We start from the raw sequence: 17,907 nt of genomic DNA, 5'->3' as shown, positions 1-17,907 counted from the left end.
GTTTGAGACTGACGCGCGTTAGGGTCTCGGGAGCATATTATGTTTGATATCGGCTGGAGCGAGCTGCTGGTGATTGCGGTCGTACTGATCGTGGTTGTCGGGCCGAAAGACTTGCCGCCCATGATCCGCGCCTTTGGCAAGACCATGGCTGGCCTTCGCAAGATGGCGGGGGATTTCCGTACCCAGTTCGATGAGGCCCTCAAAGAGGCCGACATGGACGATGTGCGCCAGACCATATCGGATGTCCGCGATCTCAACCCGACCAACTCGCTGCGTGATGCGATGAACCCGCTTCGCCAGCTTGGCAACGAGATCAAGTCCGATCTTCAGAAGGCGACCACGCCGCCTGAGGGCCTGTCATCCTCGCCTGCTACGTCGACCGCCGCACCGGCGACCAGTGAGCCGGTTGCACCGCTCGTCAGCATTCCCGAGCCTGAGATGAAGCTGCCGGATACCCCGCCCGTGACTGCCAGCGCCCCCGTTGCGGCACCGGTCGTACCGGCGGAAAAGCCGAAGCGTGCCCGGGCTAAATCGATTGCGACCGTCGAGGCGGAAGCGGTTGCCGCCAAGCCGAAACGCGCCAGCCGCGCCAAAGCGGTCGCGGCGTCCGAACCCGTTGCTGTCAATTCCACGGAGACTTCAGCTGAAAAGCCGACCGTAAAAGCCGTCGCGAGAAAAGCGGCCGCCAGGAAAGTCGTGGCTGAAAAGCCTGTCGTGGCCGCCGATGCCAAGCCGGTGAAGCCGGCGAGAACCAAGGCTGCAAAGCCCAAAAAGGATGAAGCATGAGCGGGGACATCGAGGACAAGCCGCAGCCGCTTATCGAACATCTGATGGAACTGCGCACACGGCTGATTTGGTCGCTGGGTGCGTTCTTCGTTGCCTTCATCGCCTGTTTTGCCGTTGCCAAGCATCTCTTCAACCTGCTTGTCATTCCCTATAAGTGGGCGGTTCTCTGGGCTGGCCTTGATGTGACGAAGTCGTCGCTGATCTATACCGCGCCGCAGGAATTCTTCTTCACGCAGATCAAGGTCGCCATGTTCGGCGCGATGGTCATCTCCTTTCCGGTGATCGCCTCGCAGCTTTATAAATTCGTGGCGCCCGGCCTCTACAAGAACGAGCGCGCCGCTTTCCTGCCGTTCCTCGTCGCATCGCCGATCCTGTTCCTCATCGGAGCGGCGCTCGTCTATTTCTTCTTCACGCCCATGGTCATGTGGTTCTTCCTCGCCATGCAGCAATTGCCAGAAGATGGCGAGGTTGCGATTTCGCTGATGCCGAAGGTGTCGGAATATCTGAGCCTCATCATGACGCTGGTGCTATCCTTCGGTCTGGTGTTCCAGCTGCCCGTGGTTACGACGCTTCTGGCGCGCGTGGGCCTTCTGACCAGCGACTGGCTGCGTGAGAAGCGCAAGTTCGCGATTGTCATGGCCTTTGTGGTCGCCGCCGTGCTGACCCCGCCGGACCCGATGTCCCAGATCGGTCTTGCACTGCCTGCGATCATTCTCTACGAGATTTCCATCTACATGGCTCGACTCGTGGAGAGGAAGCGCGCTGCGGAATCCGCAAGCACGGAGCTGGAGGAGACCTGAGTTTTCGAAGGTCTCGCCGCTCAAGACATCTCCTCGCGCCGGGCTTCTGCCCGGCGTTTTGCTGTAAAACACCGGTGATGCAACAACGGTCTGGAACGACGATGCACGACATTAAATGGATACGTGAAAACCCCGAAGCTTTTGACGCGGCGCTCGCACGCCGTGGCGCGGAGCCTGCGGCCGCAGGTCTGATCGCGCTCGATGAAAAGCGCCGTTCCGTCATCCAGTCCCTGCAGGACATGCAGTCCCGCCGCAATGCCGCCTCCAAGGAAATCGGCGCCGCCATGGCGCAGAAGAACATGGAGCTTGCGGAAAAACTTAAAGCCGAGGTCGCCGACCTCAAGGACAAGATGCCGCGCGCCGAGGAGGAGGACCGTCAGGTCACCGCTGAGTTGAACGACGCCCTGTCGCGCCTGCCGAACATGCCCTTCGACGATGTGCCCGATGGCAAGGACGAGCATGACAATGTGGTGACCCGCGTCGTCGGCCAGAAGCCCGGCTGGAACCATGAGGCCAAGGAACATTTCGAAATCGGCGAAGCGCTTGGTTATATGGATTTCGAGCGGGCCGCCAAACTTTCGGGTTCGCGTTTCACCGTTCTCACCAGCCAGCTCGCGCGGCTGGAGCGGGCGCTCGGCCAGTTCATGATCGACCTGCACACCTCGGAACATGGCTATACCGAAGTTTCTTCGCCGCTGATGGTGCGTGACGAGGCGATGTTCGGCACCGGGCAATTGCCGAAATTCTCCGAGGACCTGTTCAAGACCACCGATGGCCGCTGGTTGATCCCGACGGCGGAGGTGACCCTGACCAACCTCGTGGCCGGCGAAATCCTCGAGCAGGAAAAGCTGCCCCTGCGTTTCACCGCACTCACACCGTCCTTCCGCTCGGAAGCGGGTTCGGCAGGCCGTGACACGCGCGGCATGCTGCGCCAGCACCAGTTCTGGAAGTGCGAGCTCGTCTCCATCACGGATGCGGAAAGCGCTGTCGCCGAGCATGAGCGCATGACGGCATGCGCCGAGGAGGTGCTGAAGCGGCTGGGCCTGCATTTCCGCACCATGACGCTCTGCACCGGTGACATGGGCTTTGGCGCGCGCAAGACCTACGATCTGGAAGTGTGGCTGCCCGGTCAGAATACCTATCGCGAAATCTCGTCCTGCTCGGTCTGCGGCGATTTCCAGGCGCGCCGCATGAATGCGCGCTATCGCGGCAAGGACGACAAGGCGACGAAGTTCGTGCATACGCTGAACGGTTCCGGCACGGCTGTCGGCCGCTGCCTGATCGCCGTTCTCGAAAATTACCTGAACGACGATGGCTCTGTCACAATTCCTGATGTGCTGCTGCCCTATATGGGCGGTCTTACGCGGATCGAAAAGGCGGCTTGATTTCAAAGATGCCGACATGCCGGACTTGATCCGGCATCCATCCAGCCCAAGTCGTTGGGCTGAAAAGGACTATTCCCGTGGCGCAGTCGCGCGTCGACTGGATCCCGGCTCAAGGCCGGGATGACGGTTCGGGGAGTGTTCTGCCTGAGCAAAATGAAGAGCGGGAGGAAAACATGCGGATTTTGCTGACAAACGACGACGGTATCCACGCCGAAGGGCTGGCCGTGCTGGAGCGTATCGCTCGCACGCTCTCCGACGACGTCTGGATCGTTGCGCCGGAGACAGACCAGAGCGGGCTTGCTCACTCCCTGACGCTGTCCGAGCCGTTGCGTCTTCGCAAGGTTTCCGACAAGCATTTCGCTCTGCGCGGCACGCCGACTGATTGCGTTATCATGGGCATTCGCGAGGTTCTGCCGGAAAAGCCAGATCTCGTACTGTCAGGTGTCAATGCCGGCGCCAACATGGCCGATGACGTGACCTATTCCGGCACGATTGCCGGGGCCATTGAAGGTACGCTGCAGGGCGTGCGGTCTTTTGCGCTCAGCCAGGCCTTTAGCCATGCCGAAGGCCGCGTCGTGCCGTGGGAGGTGGCCGAGACCTATGCGCCCGATCTCATTCGCAAGCTCATCGATGTCGATCTGCCTGACGGCACCTTCCTCAATCTCAATTTTCCCAATTGCGCGCCAAAGGATGTGCAGGGCGTGTCCGTCACGGGGCAGGGCAAGCTCGATTTCGGCCTGACGGTGGAAGAACGCCAGGATGGCCGCGGTTTTCCCTATTACTGGCTGCGTTTCGGCGAACGCATGGGTACCTTCCGCGAAGGCACCGATATCCACGCCTTAAAGCATGGCAAGATTTCCGTCACGCCGCTGAAGCTTGACCTGACGGATTACACGGTGAAGGATCGGGTTGCGCAAGCGCTTGGATTCGGAGTCGCCGATTGAAATCTGCCATGGTCGAAAAGGAAGGTTTTGCAGCTCTCGTTCTGCGCTTGCGGGGCGAGGGGATTTCCGATCTCGACCTGCTGACGGCGGTTGAGCAGACGCCACGATCCAAATTCGTGCCGCCGCAATTTGCCGCCGACGCCTATTCCAGCCGCACCATCCCGATCGACTGCGGTTCCTTCATGGAAGGGGCCGACATGGCGGTGAAAATCCTCGCCCGCCTGCAGCTGAAACCCGGCCAGCGCGTGCTGGAAATCGGTACCGGCAGCGGTTTCATGACGGCGATCATTGCCCGCCGGGTTGAGCGCGTCTTTTCGCTGGAACGGTACAAGACGCTGGTGCAGCAGGCGCAAAACTGTCTCGATGATCTTGCAATCCGCAACGTCGTCATCCGCCAGGCGGATGGCAGCAACGGCCTGGTGGGTGAGGGCACTTTTGACCGAATCGTTTCCACGGCGGCGTTCACCACCATGCCCCGTTTCTTTGCCGAGCAGATCGTTTCCGGCGGCATGATGATCGCGCCGATCATCGTTGAAGGTGATCGCTGCGTGATGACGCGCTTTTCCAAGACCGGCAGCCGCTTCGAGAAGGAAGAACTGTTCGAGGCGCCCTACCTGCCGCTCAGCACCCATATTGCGCGTCATTTGTGACAAAATGAAAATTTTCGAGACATTGTATTTTGGTCTCCTAATGTTCTGAATTTTCGCAAACATCTGATTTTAAGAGATTTTATTGTTTCGTCATGGCGCATCCTCTCTTCGTCATGGTTATCGAAGTGTCAAAAAAGCGCCAAACGGCTTAACGTTTTAACGGCGTGGTAACACTAACGCGCTTTAATCATAAACATCGACGCATGGTTTTCCCCACCTCGGGAAATGGGCCTTGCAAGAATTGAAATTTGTGCCGGATCGATCTCGATGCGGCGGGTTGGCGTCAGTGTAGATCGAGTCATGCGTATGAGACATTCGTCTAAAATCGGAAAATCAGTCGCAAAAATGTTCGCAGCGGCATTGCTGGCAAGCGTCGCAACGGGCTGTAGCTCGGATGCAACGCGGTTCAGCGGCCTCTTTTCCAGTGGACCGGATCAGATGACCACGGCGTCAATTCCTGCCCGTCAGGGCGGCGGTGCTTACGGGCAGGCCCCGGTTCCGCAGGGCGACATGAATGGCGGTTACGCCTCTGCCGCGCCACAGGGAGGTTATGCCAACCAGAACATGGCCGGCAATTCCTATCCGCAGCAATCGGGTGGTTACGGTGGCGTTCAGCCGTCCACGGCCCGTGCCTCGGCCTCGCCGGTGCAGCGTTCCGAGCTGTCCGCGCCGACAGCCGTGGCGAGCCGCGATCCGTCGACCCGCAACGAAGCCATGGCCCAGCCTTTCCCGTCCGCCCAGCCCAAGGCCGCGCCGTCTCTGGCAGCGCCCGCACGGCAGGCTGCCGCACCCGCCGCTGACAACCTGACCACCGCGACCGTTCGTTCCGACAAAAACGGCTGGCACACCGATGGCGCCGCCTCCGTGACCCTGCGTCCCGGCGAAAGCATTGCGACCCTCTCCAACCGCTACGGCGTTCCGGAAAAGGAACTGCTGCGGGTCAATGGCCTGAAGACCGCTTCCGCCGCGCAGGCCGGCCAGTCGATCCTCATTCCGAAGTTCGGCCAGGTCCGCAACGCCGCCAAGGATGCCGCCGGCGATATTGCGCTCAACCGCAATGGCGACCAGCCGACACCGCTGCGTGCGCCGGATGGAAACGTGGCCGTGCTGCCGTCGCAGGCCGCCGCCCGTGACAAGGTTTCTGCTGAAGCTGGCAAACTGACGCCTCCGGGCGGCAAGCCGCTGCCGCCTTCTGGTGGCTACAAGGTTCAGCCGGGCGACAGCCTCGCCAAGATCGCCCGTGCAAACGGGGTGTCGGTGGCTGCTCTCAAGGCGGCAAACGGTCTCGGCAACGAAAGCATCCGCGTCGGCCAGACGCTCAACATGCCGGGTGCTTCGACGGATGCCATCAAGACCGCTTCCGTTCCCGCCAAGGAAGCCGCAAAGCCCGTCGAAACCGCATCCGTCAAGCCAGAGCCCTATAAGGCGCCGGCCGCCGCCGCCGCTCCGGCTGCGCCCGCAACTCCGGCCACCGCCAGTGTCAGCGATATCGAGAAAAAGGCCGACATGGCGTCGGTCGCACCGGAATCCACCGGCATCGGCAAATATCGCTGGCCGGTGCGCGGCGCGGTCATCAATAATTTCGGTGACAATGTCGAAGGCAGCCGCAACGACGGCATCAACATTTCGGTTCCCGAGGGCACGCCGATCAAGGCCGCTGAAAACGGTGTCGTCATCTATGCCGGCAATGGCCTGAAGCAGCTCGGCAACACGGTTCTTGTCCGCCATGACGACGGCAAGGTCACGGTATATGGCAACGCTGCCAATCTCGACGTGCAGCGTGGCCAGAAGGTTCAGCGCGGCCAGACCATCGCCACCTCGGGCATGACCGGCAGCGCCAAACGTCCGCAGGTTCACTTCGAAGTTCGCAAGGATGCGACGCCGGTGAACCCATCCACTTTCCTTGAATAGGTATTGCGTCTCAAGGAATGATGAAGCCGGGTGATGAGCCCGGCTTTTTCATTTTATGGGGTGATGCGTGCGGAAAAAGTTCTGGAATGGGTGCCTCGGGCTTAGTGGGCATTGGTTTCTCGCGGTTTTCTCCTCCGTCATGCCGGACCCGATCCGGCATCCAGCCGACGTGCGTCTGCGCGGCGGAATGAGTCTCCTCAGCCCAAGGACTTGGGCTGGCTGGATACCGGCTCAAGGCCGGTATGACGGATTTGGGATGCAGCCCAAGTCACGTCGAACCGCTACGTGTCTAACCCCTGACCAGACCCACCGTCGTCTCGATGAAGTCGGCAATCGCGCCGGTATCGTCGAGATCAAAAACCGGAAGCGCCGTGTCCGTCACCGCGTGATCGGCGGCAATGGCGACGATATGCGGATCGAGCGGCGCCAGCGGTTCCGTTTTCGCCGCCTCAACCCGGCGCGCTTCGATTTTCGGGACCGGTTCGTATTTATAACCTTCGATCAGCACCAGGTCGCACGGCGCGAGGCGGGAGAGGATGTCTTCGAAGAAGGGCTCCGGTTCGCCGCGCAATTCATGCATGATGGCGAAGCGGGTGCCGGAAACGATGGTGACCTCGTGCGCGCCGGCCTGCCGGTGACGCCAGCTATCGGCGCCGACCTTGTCAATATCGAAATCGTGATGGGCGTGCTTGATGGTGGAGACACGGTAGCCGCGCGCGGTCAGTTCGGTGACGATGCGCACGGCAAGACCAGTTTTGCCTGAGTTCTTCCAGCCGGCGATGCCAAAGACCTTTTGTGCCGTCATGCTTCCATGCTCTCCAGATAGCTGCGCGCCAGTGCAAGCTCATCCGGCGTGTTGATGTTGAAGAACGGATCGAGGCTGCCCTTTGCCGTTTCCAGCGGCGCAAAAGCAACCCCAATGGTGACATGCCGGGCAAGATAAGCGCGGATGCGCCGGTTGGCATCGTTCTTCAGCCATGCATCGAGATCATCGGCGAGAGCGACCGGCCACAACGCAAAGACCGGATGAAGCTGGCCGCTGGAGGCGGCAATGACGATTGCATTGTCGGACAGGTGTTCGCAAAGCCGCATCACAAGATCGTCAGGGAAAAACGGGCTGTCGGCGGGCGCTGTCAGAAAGTGGCTGACCGCGTCGCCGCGATGCTGGAAATGGCGCATGCCGGCCAGAACGCCCGCGAGCGGACCGGCGTGGCCGTTCAGCGTATCGGGCAGCAGCGGCAGGCCGAAACTTTCCGCCCAGCCATTGGCCGCATTGATGGTGACGTCGCAGACCTGCGGCGTGATGCGGCTGATGACATGGGACATGAGAGGCGCATCGCCCAATTGCACCATCGCCTTGTTGCTGCCCATACGCCGCGAAAGCCCACCGGCGAGTACCAGGCCCGGTATTTCAAAAGGGGCCGTCATTCCCGCTTTTCCTGCAGCCTTACGATATAGGTGGTGAGGAACGCGACAAGGCCGGTCGCCAGCATCACCAGAAGAAGCGGCCAGGTTCCATCCTCTTTTGAAAGAACCGAGGAGGCGAGAACCGAGAGTGCCGCGCCGCCGCCAATGGTCATGGCGCCGCCGAGACCGGAGGCTGAGCCAGCCAAATGCGGCTGGACGCTGACCATGCCGGCATTGGCGCTGGGCAGCGTCACGCCGTTGCCGACGCCGATCAGGGCGAGCGGCACAAAAAACGCATAGGCGCTTTCCGCCCCGACCGAGATCAGCGCGATGGCGGCGATGATGCCGGCAATGCCGATGACATTGCCCGACAGCATCATGCGGGTGATGCCGATTTCGCTGGCATAACGACCGGAGATGAAGTTGCCGAGCATGTATCCGCTGGCCATGAAGAAGAATTGCAGGCCGAGCATGGCCGGCGAAAGCCCATAAAGCACGCTGCCGACAAAAGGCGCGCCGCCGAGAAAGGAGAAGAACATGCCCGATGAGAAGGTCGAGGTCAGGGCGTAACCCCAGAACAGCGGCGAGCGCAGAAGTTCCGGCCAGGCATGGAACTGCTGCGAGAAGCTTGCCGATCTGTTGTGGTTGGTTTCGCCGAGATCGAGCCAGGCGAGCGCCAGGATGCCGAGGCCAAGCAGGCAGAGGAGGGCGAAGCTCGATTGCCAGCCCGAGATGTCATTGAGCAGGCCGCCAACCGTTGGTCCCACCATCGGCACCACGGACATGCCCATCGTCACATAGCCGATCATCGAGGCCGCCTGTTCCATGGGCACCATGTCGCGCACGATCGCGCGGGCGAGCACGAAGCCGGAAACGACGGCCGCCTGCGCCACGCGCCCGATCATGAAGACAGTGATATTGGGCGCCAGCATGCACACAAGCGTCGCTACGATCATGACGGCGATGCTGGCGAGCATGACGGGGCGGCGCCCGAAGAGGTCGGAGAGCGGGCCGATGACGAGCTGCAGGCAGGCGGTGGCGGCGAGATAACCCGAGACGGCGAATTGCATCACCGCGTAATCGGCCTCGAAATACACTGCCATCGTTGCAAGCGAGGGCAGGAACACATTCATGCACAGCGCCGCGACACCGGCGATGACGACCAGCGTGATGATGTGGGGTGGGGTGGTTCTGTCCAGAAAACGGCCGCCGTTCATGTCATTCTCCCGCCTCTTCCGTAACGGCAGCTTTCGTTACGGAAGCCGGCCGTACGGTGGTCACGGCAGTGGGGGTGGCGGCCGCGCGCTTGGCCATCTGCGAGCGCTTTCGGAGGCTTTCCCGGTAGAAGGTATAAAGGCCCGAACCGATGATGATCATGGCGCCGATGATGGTGTAATTGTCGATCTTCTCGTTGAAGAAGAATATGCCGATCATGAAACCCCAGAGCAGGCCGGTATAACGGAACGGCGCGACGAAGGAAATTTCGCCCGATCTCATCGACAATATGATCGCCTGGTAGCCGACCAGCACCAGAATGGCCGAGGCGGCCAGATGCGAGACGATCGTGACGTTCATGGGCTGCCAGCCGCCGAAGGGCAGGATTAAGAGGCCGCCCACTGCCATGTTGACGAAGGCGGTGATGACGGTGATCGCAAGCGAAGGCACATCGGCATACATTTTCCGCGTCAGCAGATCACGCGCGGCGGTGACGGCCAGCGATGCGACAACCAGCAGCGCGCCCGGCGTAAAGCCTTCCGGGCCGGGCCGGATGATGACGAGCACGCCGATGAAACCGACGATGATCGCCACCCAGCGCCGCCAGCCCACAGGTTCGCGCAGGAACAACGCCGCACCCAGCGTCACCACCAGCGGCAGGGACTGCAATATGGCCGAGGCATTGGAAAATTCGATGAGGCCGAGCGCCGTCAGATAAAGAACGGCGGCGGTCACCTCGCAGAGACAGCGCAGGATGATGATGGGGCGCAAAAGGGTTTTCAGGGGCCGGAGCGCGCCGAAATGCCGGGCCGCGATATAGATCAGCACCACGGTCATGATGCCGCGGACGAACATGATCTGACCGGTGTTGATGTAGGGGGTGACGGACTTCGTCAGCGCGTCGTTGGCCGTGAAGCTTGCCATTGCGAGCGCCATGAAAAGCGCGCCGCGCGTATTGTCCGTCAATGCCATTCCCAAATATCCCAGACCATGCGCGGTTTACTCCGTCCGCCCCTCCGGGCGATCTGGAGCCGCCGTTACGGCGCAACCACGCATTCCTCCATATAAAGAGACGTTGCACGGCAGAGCGGGCAATTCAACCGTTTATATGGGTGGGTGGATGAGAAAGACGTTCAGCCAGCCTCAGCCGCCTGTCACGCTCATATGGCGGGAGACTGCGGGTCGGTTGTGGGTGCGGTCGATGATGAAATCGTGTCCTTTCGGCTTGCGCAGAAGGGCTTCATCGATGGCGCTGGAAAGATAGGCGTCGCTGTCGGAAGCGCGCAGCGCCGTGCGCAGATCGGCAGCGTCGTCCTGGCCGAGACACATATAGAGCGTGCCGGTGCAGGTGAGACGGACACGATTGCAGCTTTCGCAGAAATTATGGGTCATGGGCGTGATGAAGCCCAGCCGGCCGCCGGTTTCCTTCACCGTCACGTAACGGGCCGGGCCGCCGGTCTGGTAATCGCTGTCGATGAGCGTGAAGCTCTGCTCGAGATCGCTGCGCAACTTTGAAAGCGGCAGATAACGGTCGGTGCGGTCTTCCTCGATCTCGCCCATCGGCATGGTCTCGATGACCGTCAGGTCCATGCCGCGGCCGTGGGCGAAGCGCATCAGCTCCGGCATTTCGGCATCGTTGAAGTCCTTCAGCGCAACGGCGTTGAGTTTCACCTTGATGCCTGCCGCCTGTGCGGCATCGAGCCCCTCCATCACCCGGTCGATATCCCCCCAGCGGGTGATATGGCGGAATTTATCGCTGTCGAGCGTATCGAGGGAGACATTGATGCGGCGCACGCCGCAATCGGCGAGTTCGGCTGCGAATTTCGCCAGCTGTGAGCCGTTGGTGGTCAGTGTCAATTCCTCGAGCGCACCGCTCTCGACATGCCGCCCGAGGTTCCTCACCAGGGACATGATGTTCTTGCGCACCAGCGGCTCACCGCCGGTCAGCCTGAGCTTGCGGACGCCGCGCGTTATGAAGACGGAACAGAGCCGGTCGAGTTCTTCGAGCGTCAGAAGGTCCTTCTTCGGCAGGAAGGTCATGTGTTCGGACATGCAGTAGGTACAGCGAAAATCGCAGCGGTCGGTCACGGAAACGCGCAGATAGGTGATGGCGCGGCCGAAAGGGTCCACCATCGGTGCGTTGTTTTCCGTCAGGAACTGCGCTTTTCCAAGCGATCCGGGGAAACTGTTCACGTCTCCATCCTCATTGCGCGATGTGCCCCTCAAATGATGTAGTGGCTTGCCTATCCTGAGGCAAGTCCGTAATTCTGACGCATGTGATGAGCTTGCGGAAGTGAAAAATGAGTGATGCCTGGCCGACAGAGCTGCTTGTGTCGAAAGACCGGCGCGAATTGACCGTTTCCTTCGACGATGGAAGCGTTTACCGGCTGAAGGCCGAGATGCTGCGCGTGCTTTCGCCTTCGGCAGAAGTGCAGGGCCACGGGCCGGGACAAAAGGTCACGGTGCCGGGCAAACGCGATGTCGCCATCCGCTCCATGGTCGCGACAGGCAACTATGCGGTGCGCATCGTTTTTGACGACGGCCATGACAGTGGCATTTACACCTGGAAATACCTGAAGGAACTGGGTGAGACCGGGGACAGGCTGTTTGCGGATTATGAACGGGAGCTTGCCGAAAAAGGCTTGAGCAGGGAGCCACGGTACCGGTAGAGAAAACAGCGAGGGAGACGCCCTCGTGAGAATGATGGCAAAGGGGTCGAAGAACTGCTGCGTTTGGCAACGTTGTTGCATTCGCTCTTCGTCACCCCGGACTTGATCCGGGGTCCAGCGCGATCAAGTCCTTGATCGCGGGAGAGTCCTTTCACGGCGCAGACGCGCCGTGGCTGGATGCCGGATCTAGTCCGGCATGACGGAGGAAATGTTCTCGCGCGTTGCCGATAATCGGACGAGGGCAAAGCTCTTGTCTCACTATTTAAACGGGGTGGCGTGTGGCCGTAGAAGCGAACGGAAATGATCTGGCCCAGGTGGTCGTATTGCTGGCGGCAGGCGTTGTCGCCGCGCCGATCTTCAAGCGCATCGGCCTCGGCTCTGTGCTGGGTTATCTCGCCGCCGGCCTGGTGATCGGGCCTTACGGTCTTGGTTTCTTTTCCGATTCGCAGGCCATTTTGCACATAGCGGAACTCGGCGTGGTGATGTTCCTGTTCATCATCGGCCTTGAAATGCAGCCGTCGCGGCTGTGGTCCATGCGGCAGGATATTTTCGGACTCGGCGCATTGCAGGTGCTGGTCTGCATGGGCGGCCTGACGTTGATCGGGGTCGGTCTCGGCTTTCCTGTCATCATGTCCTTCGTCGCTGGCACGGGCTTCGTGCTGACGTCGACGGCGATCGTCATGCAGATGCTGCAGGAGCGCAACAGCATGTCCAGCCTGAAAGGGCAGCGCATCATCGCCATCCTGCTGTTCGAGGATCTGGCCATCGTTCCGCTGCTGGCGCTCGTCGCCTTCCTCGGTTCGGGCGGGGAAGATGTCACGGCGTCGGAGCGCTGGGTTTCCGTCGGCATTGCGCTTGCCGCCGTCGGTGCGCTCATCCTTGCCGGACGTTATCTGCTCAACCCGTTCTTCCGCCTGCTGGCGGCCTCCGGTGCGCGCGAGGTGATGACGGCTGCGGCGCTGCTGGTGGTGCTGGGTTCGGCGCTTCTGATGCAGGTCAGCGGCCTTTCCATGGCGATGGGCGCTTTCCTGGCCGGCGTGCTGCTGTCGGAATCCTCCTTCCGCCATCAGCTGGAGGCGGATATCGAGCCGTTTCGCGGCATTCTGCTCGGCCTGTTCTTCCTCGGCGTCGGCATGGCGATCGATCTTGCCGTCATTGCCTCCAACTGGCAATTGGTGTTGGTCAGTGTCGCCGGATACATGCTGCTCAAGGCCTTCCTCATCTATGGCGTGGCGCGGGCGCTCGGCACCACCAGGCGTGAAAGCCTGGAACGGGCGGTGCTGATGGCGCAGGGCGGCGAATTCGCCTTCGTGCTCTATTCTGCCGCTGTCAGCGCCGGCATTCTCGACCGGGAGGCCAATGCCATCCTGACGGCGACGATCATCATCTCCATGGTCCTGACGCCGCTGATGGTCATCCTGCACGACCGGCTGGTGCCGGCGGCGGTGCCCAATACTGACGATCTCGACGTGCCTGAAAATGTCGAGGGCAGCATTCTCCTGATTGGTTTCGGACGTTTCGGCCAGATCGTCAGCCAGCCGCTTCTGGCGCGCGGTTACACGCTGTCTTTGATCGACAAGGATGCCGACTTCGTGCGCGATGCGGCGGAATTCGGTTTCAAGGTCTATTATGGCGATGGCTCGCGGGCGGAAATCCTCCATGCCGCCGGCGCCAGCACGGCGCGTGCTGTTCTCATCTGCGTCGACGACAAGGAAGCAGCCGTCCGGATCGCGGAGATCGTCAAGCATGAATTCCCGCTGGTTCCGGTTCTCGCCCGCGCCTATGACCGCGGCCACGCCATCGATCTGCTGAAGGCCGGCGTGGATTACCAGATTCGCGAGACGCTGGAATCGGCGCTGAATTTCAGCGAGGAGGTTCTGGGCGCCATGGGCGAGGAGCGGGAAGACGCCGCCCGTCTGGTGGAGGAATTCCGCGACCGCGACGAGGAGCGTTTCGCCATGGAGGTCGTCGGCGGCATTTATGCCGGCCGTTCGCTGATCCGCGGCAACGCCCAGCCAGCCGATCTCGTCGCCGCGCGCACGGCGCGTGAGCGGGCGGAGCGGGAAAAGGCGGAGGCGGCGGAAGAGTAAGGGATTGCGCCCGGCGGTGTCGCAGGGTGATTTCGAGGGATAGGAACTGACATGACGATCATTCGCACGGTCGAGGAATTGAAGGCCATCTATGACGGCACGAGCAAGGCATCCATCGCCAAGGTGACAGCCGCGCTGACGGCCGAATACAGGCTGATGATCGAAACGTCACCGTTTCTCGCTCTGGCGACGGTGGGGCCGGAGGGCATGGACTGTTCACCGCGCGGCGACAAGGGCGGTGTGGTGCGCGTGGCCGATGACAAGACCGTGCTGCTGCCGGACTGGCGTGGCAATAACCGCGTGGATTCGCTTCTCAACATCGTGCGGGATCCGCGCGTGGCGCTGATGTTCCTGATCCCCGGCTCGAATACGACCATGCGCATCAATGGCCGCGCCTTGGTTTCCGTTGACCCCACGTTGTTGCAGAGCTTCGAGATGGATGGCAAACATCCGCGCACCGTCATCGTGGTCACGATCGACGAAGTCTATTTCCAGTGTGCACGGGCGCTGATGCGGTCTGAATTGTGGAATCCCGACAATTTTGTCGACCCGTCGTCGCTTCCGACGCCGGGTCTGCTGCTCAAGGCGGCCAAGGCGGAATTCGATCAGGAGACCTATGATCGCGAATGGGCGGCGCGCGCGGCGAAGACGATGTGGTGAGGCTTCCCCCTCTCGCCCTCATTCCTATGCTTGTCAGGAATGAGGGCGGGGACAGCGCTGTGTTTTTAATGCGCCCAAATCGGCGCAATTTGCCTCAAGTCCGATAAATCAGCCAGTTTTTGCCGGTATAGTTCTTCTGCATACCGTCCTCGTAGAAGACCGAGCGGTTCCGGCCGGTTTCCTTGGCGTGGTAGAGCGCCGTATCCGCATGGGCGTAAAGTTCGGTCGGATTGGTGGCCTGCGCGGCAGCGGCAAAACCGATCGAGATCGTTACCGTGCCGTAATCCGCGCCTGATCTCGAATTGCGGAAGGGTGTGCTCTCCAGCGACAGGCGGATGCGCTCGCACATCACCATGACTTCCTCCGGCGTATTGCCGTCGAGAATGATGGCGAATTCCTCGCCGCCGCTTCTGGCGACGAAGCCGTCCTTGCGGACATTCGCCCGAATGACCGAAGCGACGGTAGCCAGAATCTTGTCGCCTACCGGATGGCCGAACGTGTCGTTGATCCGCTTGAAGTGATCGATATCGAGCAGGACGAGCGACGTATATTGCAGGCCGATGGAGGTATCATAAACGGTTGCCAGCCGGTCGTCGAAAGCCCGCCGGTTGGAAAGGCGGGTCAGCGAATCGGTATTGGCGATGCGCTTGTATTCATCCAGCTCCAGGCGCACCTGGTGCATTTCCTCGGCATGGCGGTTGACGTCGTTGAACGCCTTTTCGCCGTCGATGATCTTCGAGCCGGTGGCCTCGGCCAGCAACGCAATTGCGTTTCTCAGAATATTGCTGCTGGCGGCATTCTTGTCATCGATACGCTGCCGCGTCTCGCCGAGGATCCTGTTGTAGTTCTCGATGGAGGATTGTTCCCGCCGTAAGGTCCCCAGAAGGGCTTCCAGTTCGCGTCGCAGCTTTTCATGCGCATCGTCGATGAAGCGCGCGGGACCGCCATCACCGTAACGCGCGGATAGCTCGTCCAGATCGTCCTGCGTCACCCGGTTTCCCAGCGCCGCCAGATCCTTGGTCAGCGCAGGGTTCGAACCGATATAGGCTTCGTAGAAAAGGCTGTAGTTGCGCGGGATCGGCGAAACACCCATGCTCCGCATGGCGTGGGCAATCTGCCCGGCAATGTCGGGTCCCGTGGTCTTGGGCGTGGATGCCGTGTTCATCAAGAAACTCCAGTGAGTCTGCTTATAGACTATGATTATTATTATGGAGGCTGTTTTGGAAAGCTTAATTTATGGAGAACTAATTTTTATTGCAGGAAATTCTATTTTGTACGATTTTTATCTTATTTAATTGATAATTATAAGTAATTTTCATTTTTTGGAATTTCCGGAATTTTTGACCTCTACTATCCGCCTTGGTGACAGTTTCGCATTTATTCTGTCAATCCCGATAACGCTTTGCAGCTGATTTATTTTGGCACAGCAACGTGATTCGTGGAGAGGAAAAAAGCTCAAGGGGCGAGGAATTTCCATTCGCCAAGACATGGTTTTGGGGACGCCGATATTTGTCGGCCGTCTCCAAAGGCGCAACGTTACAGTTTGTCTGGCGGACCTGAGGGGATTGAACGCGGCGCCGTTCCGGGCGATGTCAGCAGGCGGGTGCACAAATGCCTCATCCGAGTGCCGTGAAAGCGTGTTGTCGTCGTTTGGCTGCGGGTTCAGGCCCTGAGTTTGATGACCGGGCATTCGGCCCCGGCGTCAGCCTGCGGCGCATGGGGAGGACGTATGATCAGGACGTCGGAATGGGCCAAGATGTTCATCATGGATGAATCCTGTCTGGCGTAAGGCTCCGCCACGACCACGCCGCCTTGACCGCTAACCAGGCGGGCGCGAAGATAATCCTGGCGGTGGTCGTTGGCCTTCAGCGCCGTCGCGGTTCTTGCGGTCGCGATGCGTTGCGGCGGCACGCGCCGGCCAATCCGGCTGACCAAGGGTTCGAGGAAAAGCAGACCACAAACGAGACTGGCCACCGGGTTTCCGGGCAGGCCGAGAACCTGCATGCTGCCGATGGAGCCCACCATCAGCGGTTTTCCCGGGCGCATGGCGATGCGCCAGAAATCGAGCTGCATGCCCTCCGCCTTCAATGCAGCCTGCACCAGATCGTGGTCTCCGACGGAGGCGCCGCCGAGTGTCACCAGCACATCAACCTTCGCCGCAACGGCCTCGCCGATGGCGGCGCGGATCAGCGCGGCATCATCGGGGATAATGCCGAGATCCAGTACCTCTGCACCGGCCTTGCGGGCCAGCGCGGCGACGCCAAAGGTGTTGGACGCGATGATCTGTGCCGGCTGCGGAACGCTTCCAGGCGGCAGCAACTCGTCGCCGGTGGCGAGGATGGCGATGCGTGGCCTGCGATAGACGGTAAGCGTGGCGTGGTTCGTCGCCGCCGCCAGCGTGAGATCGGCAAAGCCGAGTTCCCTTCCAGCCTCCAGCACCGTTTCGCCTTTGGTAAAATCCTGCCCGCGCGGTCGGATATGTCGCCCGGCGGTGACATCGAAGGCCGTGCGGATCTTTCCGCCTTCCAGGACTTCGGCATCCTCCTGAATGAGGATCGTATCCGCGTCCTGCGGCACGGGCGCGCCGGTGAAGATGCGCACCGCCTGTCCTTCACCCACCGTGCCGGCAAAAGCATGACCGGCGGCGGCCTGGCCGATGACGGCGAGGACCGAGCCGATGGCCGGTGCATCGGCGCTGCGCAATGCATAACCGTCCATGGCTGAGGCATCGAAGGGGGGCTGGGTGAGGCTTGCGATGAGATCGACCGAGAGAACGCGGCCGTCGCATTCGGCGAGCGGCAGAGTTTCGGTGTCGGTGACCGGAACCGCTGCGTCCAGAAGGCGCGCGATGGCCTCATCCACGGGCAGCAGCGGCTTCATTCAGTTCTCCTGTCGCCCGAAATCGCTGGCTTTGAAATCACCGGATTTGCCGCCGCTCTTTTCAAGCAGGCGGATATTGATGATCTCCATCGCCTTGTCGGCGGCCTTCGCCATGTCATAGATCGTCAGGCAGGCGATGGAGACGGCGGTCAGCGCTTCCATTTCCACGCCGGTCTTGCCTGACAGTTTCACCCTGGCCTCAACGCGGAGGCCGGGCAGGGTGGCATCTTCGGTTATGTCCACCGCCACCTTGGTCAGCATCAGCGGGTGGCAGAGCGGAATGAGATTGGCGGTCTGCTTCGCGGCCATGATGCCGGCCAGCCGTGCGGTGCCGATGACATCGCCCTTCTTGGCGTTGCCGTCGTGGATAAGCGCCAGCGTTTCCGGCTTCATTTTCACGAAGCCTTCGGCCACCGCAACACGCACGGTTTCCGCCTTGTCGCCAACATCGACCATATGCGCTTCACCGGCCGCGTCGATATGGGTGAGCTTCTGGGCGTCGCTCATCCG

General features: G+C 60.8%; 17 protein-coding genes. 9 read left to right on the top strand and 8 right to left on the bottom strand.

What is annotated here, in order from left to right:
• Positions 1-39: 39 nt before the first annotated feature.
• From tatB to HQN82_RS06400, 6 genes are all read left to right on the top strand, one after another.
• Positions 40-786 carry a Sec-independent protein translocase protein TatB gene (tatB, locus tag HQN82_RS06425; protein ID WP_173614678.1) on the top strand — a complete coding sequence of 249 codons (747 nt, stop codon included), beginning with the start codon at positions 40-42 and terminating at the stop codon, positions 784-786.
• Entirely contained in the window at positions 783-1,586 is an 804-nt protein-coding gene (gene tatC, locus HQN82_RS06420; protein ID WP_022556270.1) for a twin-arginine translocase subunit TatC, read from the top strand. Before tatB ends, tatC begins: the two co-directional genes overlap by 4 nt.
• A 101-nt stretch (positions 1,587-1,687) precedes the next feature.
• Positions 1,688-2,971: a serine--tRNA ligase gene (gene serS / locus HQN82_RS06415; protein ID WP_112765867.1), complete on the top strand. Its 1,284-nt coding sequence runs from the start codon at positions 1,688-1,690 to the stop codon at positions 2,969-2,971.
• Between the two features lie 173 nt (positions 2,972-3,144).
• Positions 3,145-3,915 (top strand): 5'/3'-nucleotidase SurE, encoded by a 771-nt coding sequence (surE, locus tag HQN82_RS06410; RefSeq protein ID WP_004442133.1) that lies wholly within the window; start codon positions 3,145-3,147, stop codon positions 3,913-3,915.
• Positions 3,912-4,565, top strand: coding sequence for a protein-L-isoaspartate(D-aspartate) O-methyltransferase (locus tag HQN82_RS06405; RefSeq protein ID WP_022556269.1), 654 nt, complete (start codon positions 3,912-3,914; stop codon positions 4,563-4,565). Before surE ends, HQN82_RS06405 begins: the two co-directional genes overlap by 4 nt.
• A gap of 345 nt (positions 4,566-4,910) precedes the next feature.
• Complete coding sequence (locus HQN82_RS06400; RefSeq protein ID WP_037093448.1) at positions 4,911-6,476, top strand: peptidoglycan DD-metalloendopeptidase family protein; 1,566 nt, start codon at positions 4,911-4,913, stop codon at positions 6,474-6,476.
• Positions 6,477-6,765: 289 nt separating this feature from the next.
• On the opposite strand, the gene mobB is transcribed toward HQN82_RS06400, so the two are convergent.
• The 5 genes from mobB to moaA form a co-directional block, all read right to left on the bottom strand.
• Positions 6,766-7,281 (bottom strand): molybdopterin-guanine dinucleotide biosynthesis protein B, encoded by a 516-nt coding sequence (mobB, locus tag HQN82_RS06395; protein WP_173614677.1) that lies wholly within the window; start codon positions 7,279-7,281, stop codon positions 6,766-6,768.
• Positions 7,278-7,904 (bottom strand): molybdenum cofactor guanylyltransferase MobA, encoded by a 627-nt coding sequence (gene mobA / locus HQN82_RS06390; RefSeq protein WP_173614676.1) that lies wholly within the window; start codon positions 7,902-7,904, stop codon positions 7,278-7,280. The genes mobB and mobA overlap by 4 nt, the downstream gene beginning before the upstream one ends.
• Positions 7,901-9,100, bottom strand: a complete 1,200-nt coding sequence (locus HQN82_RS06385; RefSeq protein WP_173614675.1) for a multidrug effflux MFS transporter — start codon at positions 9,098-9,100, stop codon at positions 7,901-7,903. Before HQN82_RS06385 ends, mobA begins: the two co-directional genes overlap by 4 nt.
• Position 9,101: 1 nt before the next feature.
• Positions 9,102-10,070 carry a DMT family transporter gene (locus tag HQN82_RS06380; protein WP_045533712.1) on the bottom strand — a complete coding sequence of 323 codons (969 nt, stop codon included), beginning with the start codon at positions 10,068-10,070 and terminating at the stop codon, positions 9,102-9,104.
• Positions 10,071-10,241: 171 nt separating this feature from the next.
• On the bottom strand, positions 10,242-11,291 hold the full coding sequence (gene moaA, locus HQN82_RS06375) for a GTP 3',8-cyclase MoaA (protein WP_044460021.1): 1,050 nt from the start codon (positions 11,289-11,291) through the stop codon (positions 10,242-10,244).
• Positions 11,292-11,398: 107 nt separating this feature from the next.
• Here moaA and HQN82_RS06370 point away from each other — a divergent pair, with 107 nt between their 5' ends.
• The 3 genes from HQN82_RS06370 (at position 11,399) to HQN82_RS06360 (ending at position 14,517) form a co-directional block, all read left to right on the top strand.
• Positions 11,399-11,767, top strand: coding sequence for a gamma-butyrobetaine hydroxylase family protein (locus tag HQN82_RS06370; protein WP_004442123.1), 369 nt, complete (start codon positions 11,399-11,401; stop codon positions 11,765-11,767).
• A 278-nt stretch (positions 11,768-12,045) separates the two neighbouring features.
• A complete protein-coding gene (locus HQN82_RS06365; RefSeq protein ID WP_022556261.1) occupies positions 12,046-13,857 on the top strand; it encodes a monovalent cation:proton antiporter-2 (CPA2) family protein in 1,812 nt (603 codons plus the stop codon).
• A gap of 51 nt (positions 13,858-13,908) precedes the next feature.
• The gene (locus HQN82_RS06360) at positions 13,909-14,517 is read left to right on the top strand and encodes a pyridoxamine 5'-phosphate oxidase family protein (protein WP_173614674.1); all 609 of its coding nucleotides are present in this window, start codon (positions 13,909-13,911) and stop codon (positions 14,515-14,517) included.
• A 94-nt stretch (positions 14,518-14,611) separates the two neighbouring features.
• Here the strand turns inward: HQN82_RS06360 and HQN82_RS06355 are convergent, their stop codons facing one another.
• From HQN82_RS06355 to moaC, 3 genes are all read right to left on the bottom strand, one after another.
• Complete coding sequence (locus HQN82_RS06355) at positions 14,612-15,682, bottom strand: GGDEF domain-containing protein (RefSeq protein WP_004442120.1); 1,071 nt, start codon at positions 15,680-15,682, stop codon at positions 14,612-14,614.
• Positions 15,683-16,179: 497 nt separating this feature from the next.
• Entirely contained in the window at positions 16,180-17,397 is a 1,218-nt protein-coding gene (locus HQN82_RS06350; RefSeq protein ID WP_173614673.1) for a molybdopterin molybdotransferase MoeA, read from the bottom strand.
• Entirely contained in the window at positions 17,398-17,904 is a 507-nt protein-coding gene (gene moaC / locus HQN82_RS06345) for a cyclic pyranopterin monophosphate synthase MoaC (RefSeq protein ID WP_035211519.1), read from the bottom strand.
• Positions 17,905-17,907: the final 3 nt, after the last annotated feature.

This window comes from Agrobacterium pusense (assembly GCF_013285525.1).
GTDB lineage: Bacteria > Pseudomonadota > Alphaproteobacteria > Rhizobiales > Rhizobiaceae > Agrobacterium > Agrobacterium pusense.
The sequence above is the reverse complement of the archived record's forward strand: the minus strand, read 5'-3'. Positions and strand labels throughout refer to the sequence as shown.

Coding starts and splice junctions, on each gene's coding strand:
- tatB (WP_173614678.1), top strand. CDS start 40: ATGTTTGATATCGGCTGGAGCGAGCTGCTGGTGATTGCGGTCGTACTG.
- tatC (WP_022556270.1), top strand. CDS start 783: ATGAGCGGGGACATCGAGGACAAGCCGCAGCCGCTTATCGAACATCTG.
- serS (WP_112765867.1), top strand. CDS start 1,688: ATGCACGACATTAAATGGATACGTGAAAACCCCGAAGCTTTTGACGCG.
- surE (WP_004442133.1), top strand. CDS start 3,145: ATGCGGATTTTGCTGACAAACGACGACGGTATCCACGCCGAAGGGCTG.
- HQN82_RS06400 (WP_037093448.1), top strand. CDS start 4,911: ATGTTCGCAGCGGCATTGCTGGCAAGCGTCGCAACGGGCTGTAGCTCG.
- mobB (WP_173614677.1), bottom strand. CDS start 7,281: ATGACGGCACAAAAGGTCTTTGGCATCGCCGGCTGGAAGAACTCAGGC.
- mobA (WP_173614676.1), bottom strand. CDS start 7,904: ATGACGGCCCCTTTTGAAATACCGGGCCTGGTACTCGCCGGTGGGCTT.
- HQN82_RS06385 (WP_173614675.1), bottom strand. CDS start 9,100: ATGAACGGCGGCCGTTTTCTGGACAGAACCACCCCACCCCACATCATC.
- HQN82_RS06380 (WP_045533712.1), bottom strand. CDS start 10,070: ATGGCATTGACGGACAATACGCGCGGCGCGCTTTTCATGGCGCTCGCA.
- HQN82_RS06370 (WP_004442123.1), top strand. CDS start 11,399: ATGAGTGATGCCTGGCCGACAGAGCTGCTTGTGTCGAAAGACCGGCGC.
- HQN82_RS06360 (WP_173614674.1), top strand. CDS start 13,909: ATGACGATCATTCGCACGGTCGAGGAATTGAAGGCCATCTATGACGGC.
- HQN82_RS06355 (WP_004442120.1), bottom strand. CDS start 15,682: ATGAACACGGCATCCACGCCCAAGACCACGGGACCCGACATTGCCGGG.
- HQN82_RS06350 (WP_173614673.1), bottom strand. CDS start 17,397: ATGAAGCCGCTGCTGCCCGTGGATGAGGCCATCGCGCGCCTTCTGGAC.
- moaC (WP_035211519.1), bottom strand. CDS start 17,904: ATGAGCGACGCCCAGAAGCTCACCCATATCGACGCGGCCGGTGAAGCG.